This is a genomic window from Streptomyces minutiscleroticus (genome assembly GCF_014650875.1).
GTDB lineage: Bacteria > Actinomycetota > Actinomycetes > Streptomycetales > Streptomycetaceae > Streptomyces > Streptomyces minutiscleroticus.
Genome location: NZ_BMVU01000004.1, coordinates 1 through 14,685, shown reverse-complemented (window position 1 = coordinate 14,685; position 14,685 = coordinate 1). Strand labels below are relative to the sequence as shown.

Here is a 14,685-nt window from a genome sequence, read left to right as displayed (position 1 = left end):
CGGCTCTCGGCCGCCGCCCTCAGCGGTCCACGGCCCGTCTCCCTCGGCGGCTCTCGGCCTGCTGTCCTCAACGGTTCCGGCCGGCGCTCCCGGGGCCCCGGCCCTCAGTCCTCGCCGTAGCGCGGGTCGACCGTCTCCGGGGTCAGGCCGAGCAGTTCGGCGACCTGTTCCACGACCACCTCGTGCACCAGGGCGGCGCGTTCGTCGCGGCCCTTGGTGCGGATCTCCACCGGGCGCCGGTAGACGACGACGTGAGCGGGCCGGCCGTTCCGCGCCGGGACCGTGCCGCCCAGGGGCACCGTCTCGTCGCTCCAGCCGTCCACGGTCCCCGCGTCGAGCCGGGGCACCTCCAGGACGACGAACTCGATGTCGGCCAGCTGCGGCCAGCGCCGCTCCAGCCGTTCCACGGAGTCCTGCACCAGGTCGGCGAACACCTCCGCGCGGCTCGCGGCGAGCGGCACCTGGGGCGGTGCCACGGGACCGCGCATACCCCTGCCGTGGCGGTCACGGCGGCGGGGCCTCGGGCCGGCGGCGCGGGGCGGTACGGGGTTGTCCATCACCGGTGAAGAGTAGTCCCCGTACGCGTCCGGCGCCCGGAATCGCGCCGTGGGCCGGGGCCGCGCCGCCCGCGCGTCCGGCGGTTCGCGCCGCCGCGCGTCCGCCGTCCGTGACACTCTTTCGAGGGGCATCGGAGCGCGCGGTCCGGGTACGCGGGACCCGTGCCCCGGTGCGGCCGAAACCGGAGTTCCGGCGAGCCGTCCGAGCATGTCTCCTGATGACCGTTCCGGTCACGGTTGGACTCGATTCCGTATCTCTCCGGGACCGTGGATCTCATGGCAAATGGCATGCTTTGTACCCCGCAGTGACCGGACGGAAGACGGTTCGACACTGTAAAACTGGGCATAATGGCTGGTCAGGAGCGTGGGTTCAGAGAACTGTGTGGGCATGATCACAGCACGACACGGTGGAGTGACCTGATGGAGAGTCGTCGCGGCCCGCTCAAGAGTGCGGTACCGTCCAACGTCGTGAGCCCTGTACGTCGCTGTTCGCGCACCGCCTGCGGCCGTCCCGCCGTTGCGACGCTGACGTACGTCTACGCCGACTCGACCGCGGTCCTCGGCCCGCTCGCGACCTATGCCGAGCCCCACTGCTACGACCTGTGCGCCGAGCACTCCGAGCGGCTCACCGCCCCCCGGGGCTGGGAGGTCGTCCGGCTCGCCGACGCCTCGGGTCCGTCCCGCCCCAGCGGCGACGACCTCGAAGCGCTCGCCAACGCCGTGCGCGAGGCCGCCCGTCCGCAGGAGCGCGCCGCGCAGGCCGGGGGCGGCGCCCGCTCGGCCGACCCGATGGAGGTCGCCCGCCGCGGCCACCTGAGGGTGCTGCGCTCGCCGGACTCCTGAGCCCCGCCGCTCCGCCGGAGACACGCCGTTCGGGCTTCCGGGCCCGCCGCGCCCGTCGCGCGGTCCTCCGATCCGCCGTCGCCCCGGCCCCGGCCTCCCGCTGTCCCGCGTCCCGCTGTTCAGATGTTCCGCTCGCGTGCCGTTCCGTCGTCCCCGTCGGTGCGACCTCCCGGCGGGCGTGATCACTTCCGTACCGTTTCCCGGGTGCCGCGTTTCATAACTCCCCTTCCCCGGAGTGGTCCCCGGAAGGACCTCCGGAACGGTCCTCGGACGGCCCGGGAGTGCGCCCGCGTCCGCGCCTGCGCGCACGCCGGTCCGGATCGCTGCCGCACGACCCATTGACGCGCGCTTGTCGCGGACACGACCATTTTTCAGCCTGCCCATGAAATGGCTTTCCGCATCGCGGAATCCGGGAGGTCGTGTGTACGTCCAGGAACTGGATCCCGTGGCCGGCTCGCTCGGCCTGTCCGCCCTCGTCGCCGCCCTGCCCCTCGTCCTCGTCCTGGTGCTGCTCGGCGGCGTCCGCACGAAGGCGCACCTGGCCGGGCTCATCGGTCTCGCAGCCGCGGCCCTGGTCGCGGTGCTCGCGTACGGCATGCCGGTCGGCCAGACCCTCTCCGGCGCCGCCCAGGGCGCCCTCTTCGGCCTCTTCCCCATCCTGTGGATCGTCGTCAACGCCCTGTGGGTGTACCGGATGACGGTCCGCACCCGGCACTTCGACATCCTGCGCCGCTCCTTCGGGCGCCTGTCCGACGACCCGCGCATCCAGGCGCTCGTCGTCGCCTTCTGCTTCGGCGCGCTCCTGGAGGCCCTCGCGGGCTTCGGTGCGCCCGTGGCGATCTGCTCGGTGATGCTGGTCGCGCTCGGCTTCGAACCCGTACGGGCCGCCGTGGTCGCCCTGGTCGCCAACACCGCGCCCGTCGCCTTCGGCGCCATGGGCACCCCGGTCGTCACGCTCGCCCAGGTCACCGGACTGCCGCTGGAGACCGTCTCCTCCGTGGTGGGCCGCCAGACGCCGCTGCTGGCCCTCGTGGTGCCGCTCCTGCTCGTCGCCCTGGTGGACGGGCGGCGCGGGCTGCGGGAGACCTGGGCGCCCGCCCTGGTGTGCGGACTCGCCTTCGCCGTCGCCCAGTTCCTGGCCTCCAACCACGTCTCCGCGCAACTCGCCGACATCGGGGCCGCCCTGGCCGGCGCGGGCGCCCTCGTGGCGGTGCCGCGGGCCCGCAGGCCCGCGGCCGAGCCCGTACGGGCCGCCGTGCTGACCGGCGCCCGCAGCGAGGACCTCGACGTGGCGGACCCGCGCCGCGAGGTGGCACGCGCCTACGCCCCGTACGCGCTGATCGTGGTGATCTTCTCCGTCGCCCAGCTCCCCGCCGTCAAGGACCTGCTGGCGAAGGCGACCCGGACCTTCGACTGGCCCTTCCTGGACGTGGCGAACCCCGACGGCGAGCCCGTGGGCGGCAACGTCTTCTCGCTGCCCCTGGTGGCGACGGGCGGCACCCTGGTGCTGCTCGCCGGGCTGTGCACGGCGGTCGTGCTCGGCGTGCACGCACGCGACGCGGCGCGGGAGTGGGGCGCCACCGTCCACGAACTGCGGTTCGCGATCCTGACGGTGACGAGCGTGCTGGCGCTCGCGTACGTCATGAACCTCTCCGGGCAGGCGGCCACCATCGGCCACTTCGTGGCGGCGGCCGGGGCCGGGCTCGCCTTCCTGTCGCCGGTGCTCGGCTGGTTCGGCGTCGCGGTCACCGGGTCCGACACCTCCGCCAACGCGCTGTTCGGCGCGCTCCAGGTGACGGCGGCGCGCGAGTCCGGCCTTCCGCCGGAGCTGCTCGCCGCCGCCAACAGCTCCGGCGGCGTCCTCGGCAAGATGATCTCGCCTCAGAACCTGACCATCGCCTGCGCGGCCGTCGGCCTGGCGGGCCGTGAGGGCGACCTGCTGCGCAAGGTGCTGCCGTGGAGCATCGGTTTGTTGCTGGTGATGTGCCTGATCGTCGTGGGGCAGAGCTCGCCCGTCCTGGAGTGGATGCTTCCGTAAATCTGTTCGCGCGGGGTGGGTGAGTACACACCGCACCGTCGGCCGATACGGGTAGTTTGGCCCCACCGATGAGGACTCCAGGAGGGCCGGCTGTGGCTGCTGATCTGTCGCAGATCGTGAAGGCGTATGACGTACGCGGGGTGGTCCCCGACCAGTGGGACGAGTCGCTGGCCGAGTTGTTCGGAGCCGCCTTCGCGCAGGTGACGGGCGCGGCGGCGATCGTGGTCGGGCACGACATGCGGCCGTCGTCCCCCGGTCTGTCGCGGGCCTTCGCGCGCGGGGCGACGGCGCGCGGCGTCGACGTCACGGAGATCGGGCTGTGCTCCACCGACCAGCTCTACTACGCGTCGGGCGCGCTGGACCTGCCGGGCGCGATGTTCACCGCCTCGCACAACCCCGCCCAGTACAACGGCATCAAGATGTGCCGGGCGGGCGCGGCCCCGGTCGGCCAGGACACGGGCCTCGCCGAGATCCGCGCACTCGTGGAGAAGTGGTCCGACGAGGGCGCGCCCGGGCCGGCCGCCGCGCCGGGCACGGTCACGCGGCGCGACACCCTGGAGGACTACGCCGCGCACCTGCGCTCCCTGGTCGACCTCACCTCGATCCGCCCGCTCAAGGTCGTCGTCGACGCGGGCAACGGCATGGGCGGGCACACCGTGCCGACGGTCCTCGCCGGACTGCCGGTCGAACTCGTCCCGATGTACTTCGAGCTGGACGGCACGTTCCCGAACCACGAGGCCAACCCGCTCGACCCGAAGAACCTCGTCGACCTGCAGGAGCGGGTCCGCGAGGAGGGCGCCGACCTCGGTCTCGCCTTCGACGGCGACGCCGACCGCTGCTTCGTCGTCGACGGGCGCGGCGAACCCGTCTCGCCGTCCGCGATCACCGCGCTGGTCGCCTCCCGCGAGCTGGCCAGGAACGGCGGCAGGGGCACGGTGATCCACAATCTGATCACCTCGTGGTCCGTCCCCGAGGTCGTCCGCGAGAACGGCGGCACCCCGGTGCGCACCCGCGTGGGCCACTCCTTCATCAAGGCGGAGATGGCGACCACCGGCGCCATCTTCGGCGGCGAGCACTCCGCGCACTACTACTTCAAGGACTTCTGGAACGCGGACACGGGCATGCTGGCCGCCCTGCACGTCCTCGCCGCCCTCGGCGGCCAGGACGGCCCGCTGTCGGGCCTGGTCGACCGGTACGACCGCTACGTGGGCTCCGGGGAGATCAACTCCACGGTCGACGACCAGGCGGACCGGCTCGCCGCGATCAGGGCGGCGTACGAGGGCCGGGAGGGCGTCGTGCTCGACGAACTCGACGGCCTGACGGTGACGAACAGCGACTGGTGGTTCAACGTCCGCCCGTCCAACACCGAGCCGCTCCTGCGCCTGAACGCGGAGGCGCGCGACGAGCCGACGATGAACAAGATCCGCGACGAGGCGCTCGCGATCATCAGGGCGTGAGCCCCGGGCGGGCGGTGCGGGCGGGCGGTGCGGACCGGCAGCGGGGACCGGCGGCAGCGGCAGCGGAGGCGGGACAGGGCGGAGGCAGTACCCGCCCGGCCCGCACCATGCGTACCGCCCGATCCGCCCGGTCCGCACCGCGCGGTACCGTCCGGTCCGTCCGGCCCGTGCCGGATCTGCCCGCCCGGAAGCCCGGTCCGCGGGTTCCGGGCGGCCCCGTCCCCCGCCGCTCGCAGCGGTACTCTGACCAGGCCGCATCCGTCCGTCCGAAGGGACACCCCATGCCGCTCGAAGCCGGCCTCCTGGAGATCCTCGCCTGCCCGGCCTGCCACGCCCCCCTCAAGGAGGAGGAGAACGAGCTGGTCTGCACGGGGCAGGACTGCGGCCTGGCCTACCCCGTCCGGGACGGCATCCCCGTCCTGCTCGTCGACGAGGCCCGCCGCCCCGCGTAACGGCGCACGGCGACCGGAGGCTGCCGACCATGCTCGACGAATCGCTGCTCGACGCCCCCGAGGCGCTGTCCGAGGCGGACCGCCGGGGCCTGCTCAGAGGCGCCGCCGAAGCGGGCGCCCGCGTCCGCACGGCCGCCCGGTACGCCGCCGAGGCGGGCGTCACCGCGCTGCGCCCTGACGGCCGCCCCCGCGCCGTGCTGATCGCGGGCCCGGGCACCGCCGCGCAGTGCGTCGCCGACCTGCTCGACACCCTCGCCGGCGCCGGCTGCCCCGTGGTACGGCTGGCGCCCACCGGCGTCGCCCCCGCCGCGGGCGCCCTGCGCTGGGAGCTGCCCGGCTGGGCCGGCTCCCTGGACCTGCTGCTGGCCGTCACGCCCGACGGCGGCGAGCCCGGCCTCGCGGTCCTGGCCGAGCAGGCGTACCGCCGCGGCTGCACCGTCGTGGCCGTGGCCCCCGCCCGCACCCCGCTGACCGAGGCGGTGGAGGCGGCGCGCGGACTGTTCGTCCCGATGGCGACCGCCCCGTACGAGCGGGAGGAGGCGCGCGAGCCGGCCGCCGGTTCCGCGCCCGGCGTCCTGTGGGCGCTGCTCACCCCGCTGCTCGCGCTGCTGGACCGCACCGGCCTGGTGACCGCGCCGCCGGAGGCCCTGCAGAAAGTCGCCGACCGCCTGGACCGCGTCGCCGAGCGCTGCGGCCCGGCCGTCGCCACCTACGGCAACCCCGCCAAGACGCTCGCCGCCGAACTCGCCGAGGCCCTGCCGGTGATCTGGACCGAGGGGCCCGCCGCGGGCCCGGCGGGCCGCCGGTTCGCCGCCGCCCTCGCCGAACTCGCCGGCCGCCCCGCCCTCGCCGCCGAGCTGCCCGAGGCGCTCGCCGCGCACGGCGCCCTGCTCTCCGGCGACCTCGCCGCGAACTCCGGCTCCGACGACTTCTTCCGCGACCGCGTCGAGGACGCGGCGGCCCTGCACGCGCGGGTGGTGCTGCTGCGCGACCGCCCCGCCGGCGGCCTCAGCGCCGCCCCCGCCGCCCGCGAGCTGGCCCTCGCCCACGACACCGCCGTCAGCGAGCTGGAGCCGGAGGAGGGCGGCGAGCTGGAGTCCCTCGCGGAACTGATCGCCACCACGGATTTCGCCGCCGTCTACCTGGCGCTCGCCTCGGGCACCTGACGACGGCGTGATCTTGTCCCGGACGGGCCCGAGCCCGGCCCGGACACCCGGCGCGGCCCCGGTCCGCCCGGACGTACGGACGTACGTCCGACGGCCCGGCCCCGCCCATAGCCCGCCCGCCCCGCCGCACCGCGAACGCGACACGACGCCGAGCGGCCGCCGGCGGCGGCACGACGCAAAGGACAGGCAGAGAGACCGCATGGACCGCCTCGACAACACCATCCGTCCCTACGCCTGGGGCTCCACCACCGCCATCCCGCGGCTCCTCGGCATCGAGCCGACCGGCGAGCCGCAGGCCGAGATGTGGATGGGCGCGCACCCGGGCGCCCCGTCGCGCACCCCCCGCGGCCCCCTCACCGAGGTCGTCGACGCGGCCCCCGAGCGCGAGCTGGGCGCCCCCGCCGTCGCCAGGTTCGGACCCCGGCTGCCGTTCCTGCTGAAGGTCCTCGCCGCCGGCGCGCCCCTCTCCCTCCAGGTCCACCCCGACCTCGCGCAGGCCGGGCAGGGCTACGAGGACGAGGAGCGCCGCGGCGTCCCGGCCGATGCCCCGCACCGCAACTACAAGGACGCCAACCACAAGCCCGAGCTCATCTGCGCGCTCACCGAGTTCGACGGCCTGTGCGGCTTCCGCGCCCCGGCCGAGGCCGCCGGCCTGCTCGCGGGCCTCGGCGTCGACTCCCTGAAGCCGTACGTCGACCTGCTGCGCGCCCACCCGGAGGAGGCCGCTCTGCGCGAGGTCCTCACCGCGGTGCTGACGGCCGACCCCGACGCGATGGCCGCGACGGTCGGCGAGGCGGCCGCGGCGGCCGCCCGGCTCGGCGGCGCGTACGCCCCGTACGCCGACATCGCCCGCCACTACCCGGGCGACCCGGGCGTGATCGCCGCGATGCTGCTCAACCACGTGACGCTGCAGCCCGGCGAGGCCCTCTTCCTCGGCGCCGGCGTCCCGCACGCGTACCTGAACGGCCTCGGCGTCGAGATCATGGCCAACTCCGACAACGTCCTGCGCTGCGGCCTCACCCCCAAGCACGTCGACGTCCCCGAACTGCTGCGCGTCGTCCGCTTCGAGGCGAGCGCGCCCGGCGTGCTGCGCCCGGAGGCCTCGCCCGACGGCGAGGAGGTCTACGAGACGCCGATCGACGAGTTCCGCCTCTCGCGGTACGTCCTGCCGGCCGGCGCGCCCGCCCGCGACCTCACGCGCGCCACCGCGCAGATCCTCCTCGCCACGGAGGGCTCCGTCCGCGTCGGCGACCTGGACCTCGCGCCCGGCGGCTCCGTCTTCGTACCGGCCGGTGAGCGGACCGAGGTGTCCGGCACCGGCACGCTCTTCCGCGCGACCGTGGTGGTCTGACGCGGCGCCCGCGGCGGTCCGGAGCGGCGGCGCCCGCGACGGTCCGCCGCGCCGCCGGCGGCCGTCCCGCGCGGTGACTGTGGTGGCCCGGCGCGCTCACACCGCTCCGGGCTGCAACAATGACCCACCGCAAAGGACGGGCAAAGCCCGGACCGGCGTGCGACGTGCGACGTACGAGGAACGGGGTACGGGTACGGGCGAACTCCGGGACGGCGTGCGACGGGTACGACGGGTACGAAGGGACAGCAGGAGCAGATGAGCGCTTCAGGGGGCACCAAGGCGATCGTGGCGGCACTCGCCGCCAACCTTGCGATCGCGGTATCGAAATTCGTGGCGTTCCTCTTCAGCGGTTCGTCGTCGATGCTCGCCGAGTCCGTGCACTCGCTCGCCGACTCGGGCAACCAGTTCCTGCTGCTGCTCGGCGGCAAGAAGGCCCAGCGCGAGGCGACCCCGCAGCACCCCTTCGGGTACGGCCGCGAGCGCTACATCTACGCCTTCCTCGTCTCGATCGTCCTCTTCTCGGTCGGCGGCATGTTCGCGATCTACGAGGGCTACGAGAAGATCAAGCACCCGCACGAGCTGGAGCACTGGTACTGGCCGGTGGGCGTCCTGGTCTTCGCGATCATCGCCGAGGGCTTCTCCTTCCGCACCGCCATCAAGGAGTCCAACGGACTGCGCGGCCAGCTCTCCTGGAAGGAGTTCATCCGCCGCGCCAAGGCGCCCGAGCTGCCGGTCGTACTGCTGGAGGACTTCGGCGCGCTGGTCGGTCTGGTCCTCGCGCTCGGCGGCGTCGGCCTCGCCCTGGCCACCGGCAACGGCGTCTGGGACGGCATCGGCACCCTCTGCATCGGCGTCCTGCTGATCCTGATCGCGCTCGTCCTCGCCGCCGAGACCAAGTCCCTGCTGCTCGGCGAGTCCGCGGGCGTCGACGAGGTCAAGAAGATCGAGAAGGCCCTGGTCGACGGCGAGACGGTCACCGGCATCATCCACATGCGCACGCTGCACCTCGGCCCCGAGGAGCTGCTGGTCGCCGCCAAGGTCGCGGTGCAGCACGACGACACGGCGACCGAGGTCGCCACCGCGATCGACGCCGCCGAGGCCCGCATCCGCGAGGCCGTGCCGATCGCCCGCGTCATCTACCTGGAGCCCGACGTCTACCGCGAGTCCGAGGCCGCCAGGGGCGCCGACCCCGAGGCCACGCCCGGAGGCCCGAGCCGCGTCGCGGAGCACTGACCGACCGCCCGCGACCGGTCGCCGACGCGTGACCGGACCGATCACCGACGCGTGGCCGGTCCCGGCGCGTGATCGGACCGATCGCCGAAGACCGGCCCGTGGGGCCCTCCGGCACACCCGGCGGGCCCCACGGTTTTGCGCCCCGCGTCTCTTCCGCTCCACGCGTTTCCGGCCCCACGCGTTCCTGGACCTGTGCGTTCCGTTCCCGACCGGGCCGGGCCGGACCTGGAGTGTGCCGGCCGGGCCGCGACCGGGCCTGGGAGCAGCGGTCCCGCCGCACCCGGTCCCGGCCCGGTCGCGCAACCCCCGCAGGACGCGCGTCCCCCGGCCCGCGGCGGCCGGGAGCGGCCTCGGGAACGGCCCCCGGCCGCTCCCGGGGCGGCCCGGCGGCCGGTACCGGACACTTCCGGTCAGCGGCCCGGCGCCGCCGGAGGCGGGCTGGGGCGCACTGCGGTGACCGGTGTAGCTTTGATGTGAGCCAGACGTCGCTGCTGATGGCGGTCGGGCGGTCCCACCCGGACCGGCCGAGGGAGAGAGGGCCTCCGACGGACTGCGCTGCGCGTCCCGGGGACGCCTGTGCCCTTGTACGGGTACGCCCGTGTCCCGCCGCCGCGCAGATCAGCCGTATCCACCTCGACCCGAACACCGAGGAGCAGCTCCCCATGACGACTGTCGAGAACCGACAGGACTTCAAGGTCGCCGACCTTTCCCTGGCCGAGTTCGGCCGCAAGGAGATCACTCTCGCCGAGCACGAGATGCCCGGCCTGATGTCGATCCGCGAGGAGTACGCCGCGGCGCAGCCGCTGGCCGGCGCCCGCGTCACCGGCTCCCTGCACATGACCGTCCAGACCGCCGTGCTGATCGAGACGCTGGTCGCGCTGGGCGCCGAGGTCCGCTGGGCCTCCTGCAACATCTTCTCCACCCAGGACCACGCGGCCGCCGCCATCGCCGTCGGTCCGAACGGCACCCCGGACAACCCCCGGGGCGTCCCGGTCTTCGCCTGGAAGGGCGAGACCCTGGAGGAGTACTGGTGGTGCACCGAGCAGGCGCTGACCTGGCCCGACTCGCCCACCGGCGGCCCGAACATGATCCTGGACGACGGCGGTGACGCCACCCTCCTCGTCCACAAGGGCGTCGAGTACGAGAAGGCCGGCGCGGTCCCGTCCCTCGACACCGCCGAGTCCGACGAGCACCGCGTGATCCTCCAGCTGCTGACCCGCACGCTGGGCGAGAACCCGCGGAAGTGGACCCAGCTCGCCTCGGAGATCCGCGGCGTGACCGAGGAGACCACGACCGGCGTCCACCGCCTGTACGAGATGCAGCGCGACGGCACCCTGCTGTTCCCGGCGATCAACGTGAACGACGCCGTCACCAAGTCGAAGTTCGACAACAAGTACGGCTGCCGCCACTCCCTGATCGACGGCATCAACCGCGCCACCGACGTGCTGATCGGCGGCAAGACCGCGGTCGTGTGCGGCTACGGCGACGTGGGCAAGGGCTGCGCGGAGTCCCTGCGCGGCCAGGGCGCCCGCGTGATCGTCACCGAGATCGACCCGATCTGCGCGCTGCAGGCGGCGATGGACGGCTACCAGGTCACCACGCTCGACGAGGTGATCGACAAGGCCGACATCTTCGTCACCACGACCGGCAACAAGGACATCATCATGGCCTCGGACATGGCCAAGATGAAGCACCAGGCGATCGTGGGCAACATCGGCCACTTCGACAACGAGATCGACATGGCCGGCCTCGCGAAGATCCCGGGCATCGTCAAGGACGAGGTCAAGCCGCAGGTCCACACCTGGACGTTCCCCGACGGCAAGAAGATCATCGTGCTGTCCGAGGGCCGCCTGCTGAACCTGGGCAACGCCACCGGCCACCCGTCCTTCGTGATGTCCAACTCGTTCGCGGACCAGACCCTGGCCCAGATCGAGCTGTTCACCAAGCCCTCCGAGTACCCGACCGGCGTCTACGTGCTGCCCAAGCACCTCGACGAGAAGGTCGCCCGCCTGCACTTGGCCGCGCTCGGCGTGAAGCTCACCACGCTCCGCCCCGAGCAGGCCGAGTACATCGGTGTGAAGGTCGAGGGCCCGTACAAGTCGGACCACTACCGCTACTGAGCCCACCGAGCCCCGCGCCCGGCGGACGCTCCCCGGCAGTACAGCAGGCCCCCGCCGCCACGGCGGGGGCCTGCCCCGTGCGAAGGACCCCAGCCCCATGCCCCGCGGCCGTTATTCGCTCCACGACCCGCACGACCACACCCCCCTCGCGGACGAGTACTTCCACTGCGCGCCCGGCCCCTCCGGCTGGCGCTACGTCTCGCAGCTGACCACCCCCTCCGGCGACCGCTCCGGCTCCGTCGACCTCGCCCTGGACGACCTCGGCCGCCCCATCCGCCTCGAACTGCACGCCGGCGGCTGGCAGGTGCGCGGCGCCGCCCTTGACGGCGTCACCTGGGTCCGCACCGACCCGACCGGCGAGCACGCCACCGAGGGCAACGTCCGCGCCCACGCCTTCACCGGCGCCTCCCCGGCGTTCCTCGTCGCCACCGCGCGGCTGCTGCGCCTCACCCCCGGTTCCCCCGCCACCCGCGTACGCCTGGTCGCCCTCACGGACCCGGTCCTGGCCCCCCTCACCGTCGACCAGTCCTGGGCCCTGGTGTCGAGAGAAGCACACCCCACCGACAACGGCCCGCTGACCGTGGACGCGTACGAGGTCACAGCGCTGGACACGGGCGAGCGGAGCACGGTGCACCTCGCGGGCGACGTGGTCCTCTCGGCTCCCGGCGTCGAACTGGAGGACCTGGAGACACCGCCGTCCGTCTTCGAGTGACGCGGCGGGACCCGGCCGGTACCGGCCGGTACGCGCGGCGGCGGGGCGTCAGGCAGGCGGCACGAAGCCGCCGGCCGGGCGCTCGGCCCCGGCCCGCTCGTCCCGCGGCGCCGTCGGCGCAGGCGCGGCGGGCGGCTGAGCGGCGGGCGGCCGAGGAGTCTGCGGGGCCTCAGGGGCCTGGAAGCCGCCCTGGGAGGGCGCGGGCTGCCGCGTCCAGGACGCCGGCTGCCGCGCCGGTCCCGGTCCGGGCGCCGGAGCCGACGCCCGCAACGCCGTACCGCCCGGACCGCCCGCGACCGCTGCGGATCCTGCCGGACCGATCACTCCCGTACCCGCTCCCGCCCCGCCGTCGCCGAACGCCCGCCGGGCCTCCCGCGCCTGCCGCTCGTGCACCACGGCGGCCAGGAACGCCGCCGGCGGCACCCCGTACGGAACCGGGGTCCCGGTCCGCGAGGCGACGTCGGCGGCCAGCCGCTCCGCCATGGCGTGCCCGACCTGCGGGTCCAGCTGCTGCATCCGCGTCAGGTACTGGCGCACCGCCAGCCACAGCCCGTCCGGTACCGCCGACAGGTCGAGACCGGAGAAGTGCCCGGCCAGCCAGGGCGGCGGCGGGGGCACGAAGGACGCGCGGCCCGCGGGGACCCGCTCCCGTACGACCAGGGTCCCCGCGAACACGTCGCCGAGCCGCCGCCCCCGCGCCGAGACGAGCGAGGCGATGCACGCCACGACCCCGAACGTCATCAGGGTCTCCACGATGCCCACGGCCCCCCGCACCAGCGCGTGCCGGAACCGGATCGGCCCCCCGTCGTCCCGCACCACGCGCAGCCCGCACGCCAGCTTGCCGAGCGACCTCCCGTGGCTCAGGGTCTCCACCGCGATCGGTCCGCCCACCAGCACCAGGACGAAGGCGGCGATGGACACCGCCGTCTGCGCCGCCGCGTCGAGCGACGCCGTCGCCGCCAGCAGGGCGAGGGTGACGGCCACGTACGCGGCCATCGTCACCAGCAGGTCGAGCAGCACGGCCAGTGCCCGGCTCGGCAGTTTCGCGGGACGCAGTTCCAGCGCCACCGCCTCGCCCGTCACAAGCTCACTCACGTCCCCGTCCTTCCCCGAACCTCCCCGAGAACAGCCAGTCTGCCAAGCTGGGGAGCATCGCGCCGCAGTACGACAAGCTGACACATACGACGAGCAGCCAGGAGCAGTCGAACCGATGGACCTCGACGTCTTCGTGTCCGCCCACCGCGCCGAGTGGGACCGGCTCGACGCCCTCCTGCGCCGCAGGCGCCGTCTCAGCGGTGCGGAGGCCGACGAACTGGTCTCCCTGTACCAGCGGACGGCGACCCATCTGTCCCTCATCCAGTCCAGTGCCCCGGACCCCCAGCTCACCGGCCGCCTCAGCCGGCTCGTCGCCCGTGCGCGCAGCGCCGTCACCGGCACCCGCCGTGCCTCCTGGCGCGATGTCGCACGCTTCCTGGCGTACGGGTTCCCGGCCGCCGTCTACCGCTCCCGCCGCTGGTGGGTCCCCACGGCCCTGCTCTCCACGGCGGTGGCGGCCCTCCTGGGGTGGTGGATCGGCGCCCACCCCGAGGTGCGGTCCTCGATAGCGGCCCCGGAGGAGCTGCGGCAGATGACCCGCCCCGGGGGCGAGTACGAGACGTACTACTCAAGCCATCCCGCCGCGTCGTTCGCCGCCCAGGTCTGGACGAACAACGCACAGGCCGCGGCGATGTGCCTGGTCCTGGGGGTGTTTCTCGGTCTCCCCGTCCTCTGGATCCTCTTCCAGAACATGCTCAACGTGGGCGTCGGAATCGGCCTGATGTCGTCCGCCGGCCGCCTGGACACCTTCCTGGGGCTGATCCTTCCGCACGGCCTCCTGGAGCTGACGGCGGTCTTCGTCGCCGCAGGCACCGGCCTCCGGCTCGGCTGGACCCTGATCGACCCCGGCCCCCGCACCAGACGCACGGCACTCGCGGAGGAGGGCCGGGCGGCCCTCGGGATGGCGATCGGCCTGGCGCTGGTGCTCTTCGTCTCCGGCGCCATCGAAGGCTTCGTCACTCCCTCCGGGCTCCCGACCTGGGCCCGGATCGGAATAGGCGTGGCGGCGGAGCTGTTGTTCCTGGCGTACGTCTTCGTCCTCGGCGGACGCGCGGCGCGCGCCGGCGAGACGGGAGACTTGGACGACGCCGAGCGCAGCGCGTCGGTACCGACCGCCGCCTGATGTGCGTGCACGCCGGGCGTGCTGCTAGTCTCCTGTCCTCCTCGCGAGCCCGGTTGACGCCGTTGCTGCGGGGAGGTAGATTCGAACAGTTGCCTGAAGCCGGACAGGCTCAGCGGCAACCGTGAGCATCTGCTCGTCTCCCCGGAACACTCTTCCGCAGAGACACCTCCCGATTATTCAGAAATGAACGGCCGGTCAGCCCGGTCGAAAACCTCTGATAAAGTCGGACCCGCCGAAAAGGAAGCCGCAAGGAGACCGATTCGGCAAAGGCCCCCGATCGGCCACTGGAAACGAATTCCGACCGGAAACGGAACGGAAAAAGGATCTGGTAAGGTCGGAACCGCCGGAAAGGGAAACGCGAGAGCGGGAACCTGGAAAGCGCCGAGGAAATCGGATCGGAAAGATCTGATAGAGTCGGAGACGCAAGACCGAAGGGAAAGTGCCCGGAGGAAAGCCCGAGAGGGTGAGTACGAAGGAAGCGTCCGTTCCTTGAGAACTCAACAGTGTGCCAAAAGTCAACGCCAGATATGTTGATACC

Annotated in this window: 12 protein-coding genes; 10 read left to right on the top strand and 2 right to left on the bottom strand. The window is 73.4% G+C overall.

All coding sequences use genetic code 11. The annotated features are described in order from the left end of the window. Positions 1–104: 104 nt before the first annotated feature. Positions 105–557 (bottom strand): metallopeptidase family protein, encoded by a 453-nt coding sequence (locus IE271_RS07175; protein WP_190189601.1) that lies wholly within the window; start codon positions 555–557, stop codon positions 105–107. 420 nt (positions 558–977) lie between these two features. On the opposite strand from IE271_RS07175, the gene IE271_RS07170 reads away from it, so the two are divergent. The 9 genes from IE271_RS07170 to IE271_RS07130 all read left to right on the top strand — a co-directional run bounded on the left by IE271_RS07170 (position 978) and on the right by IE271_RS07130 (position 11,929). Beyond that, entirely contained in the window at positions 978–1,400 is a 423-nt protein-coding gene (locus tag IE271_RS07170) for a DUF3499 domain-containing protein (RefSeq protein ID WP_190189355.1), read from the top strand. Between the two features lie 421 nt (positions 1,401–1,821). Further along, entirely contained in the window at positions 1,822–3,438 is a 1,617-nt protein-coding gene (locus tag IE271_RS07165) for an L-lactate permease (RefSeq protein ID WP_190189354.1), read from the top strand. 92 nt (positions 3,439–3,530) lie between these two features. Next, positions 3,531–4,895: a phosphomannomutase/phosphoglucomutase gene (locus tag IE271_RS07160; RefSeq protein WP_190189353.1), complete on the top strand. Its 1,365-nt coding sequence runs from the start codon at positions 3,531–3,533 to the stop codon at positions 4,893–4,895. 281 nt (positions 4,896–5,176) lie between these two features. Beyond that, complete coding sequence (locus IE271_RS07155) at positions 5,177–5,347, top strand: Trm112 family protein (protein WP_190189352.1); 171 nt, start codon at positions 5,177–5,179, stop codon at positions 5,345–5,347. 29 nt (positions 5,348–5,376) lie between these two features. Next, entirely contained in the window at positions 5,377–6,513 is a 1,137-nt protein-coding gene (locus IE271_RS07150) for an SIS domain-containing protein (protein ID WP_190189351.1), read from the top strand. Positions 6,514–6,712: 199 nt separating this feature from the next. Then, positions 6,713–7,864 (top strand): mannose-6-phosphate isomerase, class I, encoded by a 1,152-nt coding sequence (gene manA, locus IE271_RS07145; RefSeq protein WP_190189350.1) that lies wholly within the window; start codon positions 6,713–6,715, stop codon positions 7,862–7,864. A gap of 255 nt (positions 7,865–8,119) precedes the next feature. Then, positions 8,120–9,097 carry a cation diffusion facilitator family transporter gene (locus IE271_RS07140; protein WP_190189349.1) on the top strand — a complete coding sequence of 326 codons (978 nt, stop codon included), beginning with the start codon at positions 8,120–8,122 and terminating at the stop codon, positions 9,095–9,097. 662 nt (positions 9,098–9,759) lie between these two features. Then, a complete protein-coding gene (ahcY, locus tag IE271_RS07135) occupies positions 9,760–11,217 on the top strand; it encodes an adenosylhomocysteinase (protein ID WP_190189348.1) in 1,458 nt (485 codons plus the stop codon). A 97-nt stretch (positions 11,218–11,314) separates the two neighbouring features. Further along, positions 11,315–11,929 carry a hypothetical protein gene (locus IE271_RS07130; RefSeq protein WP_190189347.1) on the top strand — a complete coding sequence of 205 codons (615 nt, stop codon included), beginning with the start codon at positions 11,315–11,317 and terminating at the stop codon, positions 11,927–11,929. Positions 11,930–11,977: 48 nt separating this feature from the next. On the opposite strand, the gene IE271_RS07125 is transcribed toward IE271_RS07130, so the two are convergent. Further along, positions 11,978–13,024, bottom strand: coding sequence for an RDD family protein (locus IE271_RS07125; RefSeq protein ID WP_190189346.1), 1,047 nt, complete (start codon positions 13,022–13,024; stop codon positions 11,978–11,980). Between the two features lie 115 nt (positions 13,025–13,139). Here IE271_RS07125 and IE271_RS07120 point away from each other — a divergent pair, with 115 nt between their 5' ends. Beyond that, on the top strand, positions 13,140–14,147 hold the full coding sequence (locus IE271_RS07120; RefSeq protein ID WP_190189345.1) for a stage II sporulation protein M: 1,008 nt from the start codon (positions 13,140–13,142) through the stop codon (positions 14,145–14,147). Positions 14,148–14,685: the final 538 nt, after the last annotated feature.

What these genes read in the sequence shown, in the direction of transcription:
- manA (WP_190189350.1), top strand. Translation starts at nt 6,713, where the DNA reads ATGGACCGCCTCGACAACACCATCCGTCCCTACGCCTGGGGCTCCACC.
- IE271_RS07130 (WP_190189347.1), top strand. Translation starts at nt 11,315, where the DNA reads ATGCCCCGCGGCCGTTATTCGCTCCACGACCCGCACGACCACACCCCC.
- IE271_RS07140 (WP_190189349.1), top strand. Translation starts at nt 8,120, where the DNA reads ATGAGCGCTTCAGGGGGCACCAAGGCGATCGTGGCGGCACTCGCCGCC.
- IE271_RS07175 (WP_190189601.1), bottom strand. Translation starts at nt 557, where the DNA reads ATGGACAACCCCGTACCGCCCCGCGCCGCCGGCCCGAGGCCCCGCCGC.
- IE271_RS07150 (WP_190189351.1), top strand. Translation starts at nt 5,377, where the DNA reads ATGCTCGACGAATCGCTGCTCGACGCCCCCGAGGCGCTGTCCGAGGCG.
- IE271_RS07170 (WP_190189355.1), top strand. Translation starts at nt 978, where the DNA reads ATGGAGAGTCGTCGCGGCCCGCTCAAGAGTGCGGTACCGTCCAACGTC.
- IE271_RS07155 (WP_190189352.1), top strand. Translation starts at nt 5,177, where the DNA reads ATGCCGCTCGAAGCCGGCCTCCTGGAGATCCTCGCCTGCCCGGCCTGC.
- IE271_RS07120 (WP_190189345.1), top strand. Translation starts at nt 13,140, where the DNA reads ATGGACCTCGACGTCTTCGTGTCCGCCCACCGCGCCGAGTGGGACCGG.
- ahcY (WP_190189348.1), top strand. Translation starts at nt 9,760, where the DNA reads ATGACGACTGTCGAGAACCGACAGGACTTCAAGGTCGCCGACCTTTCC.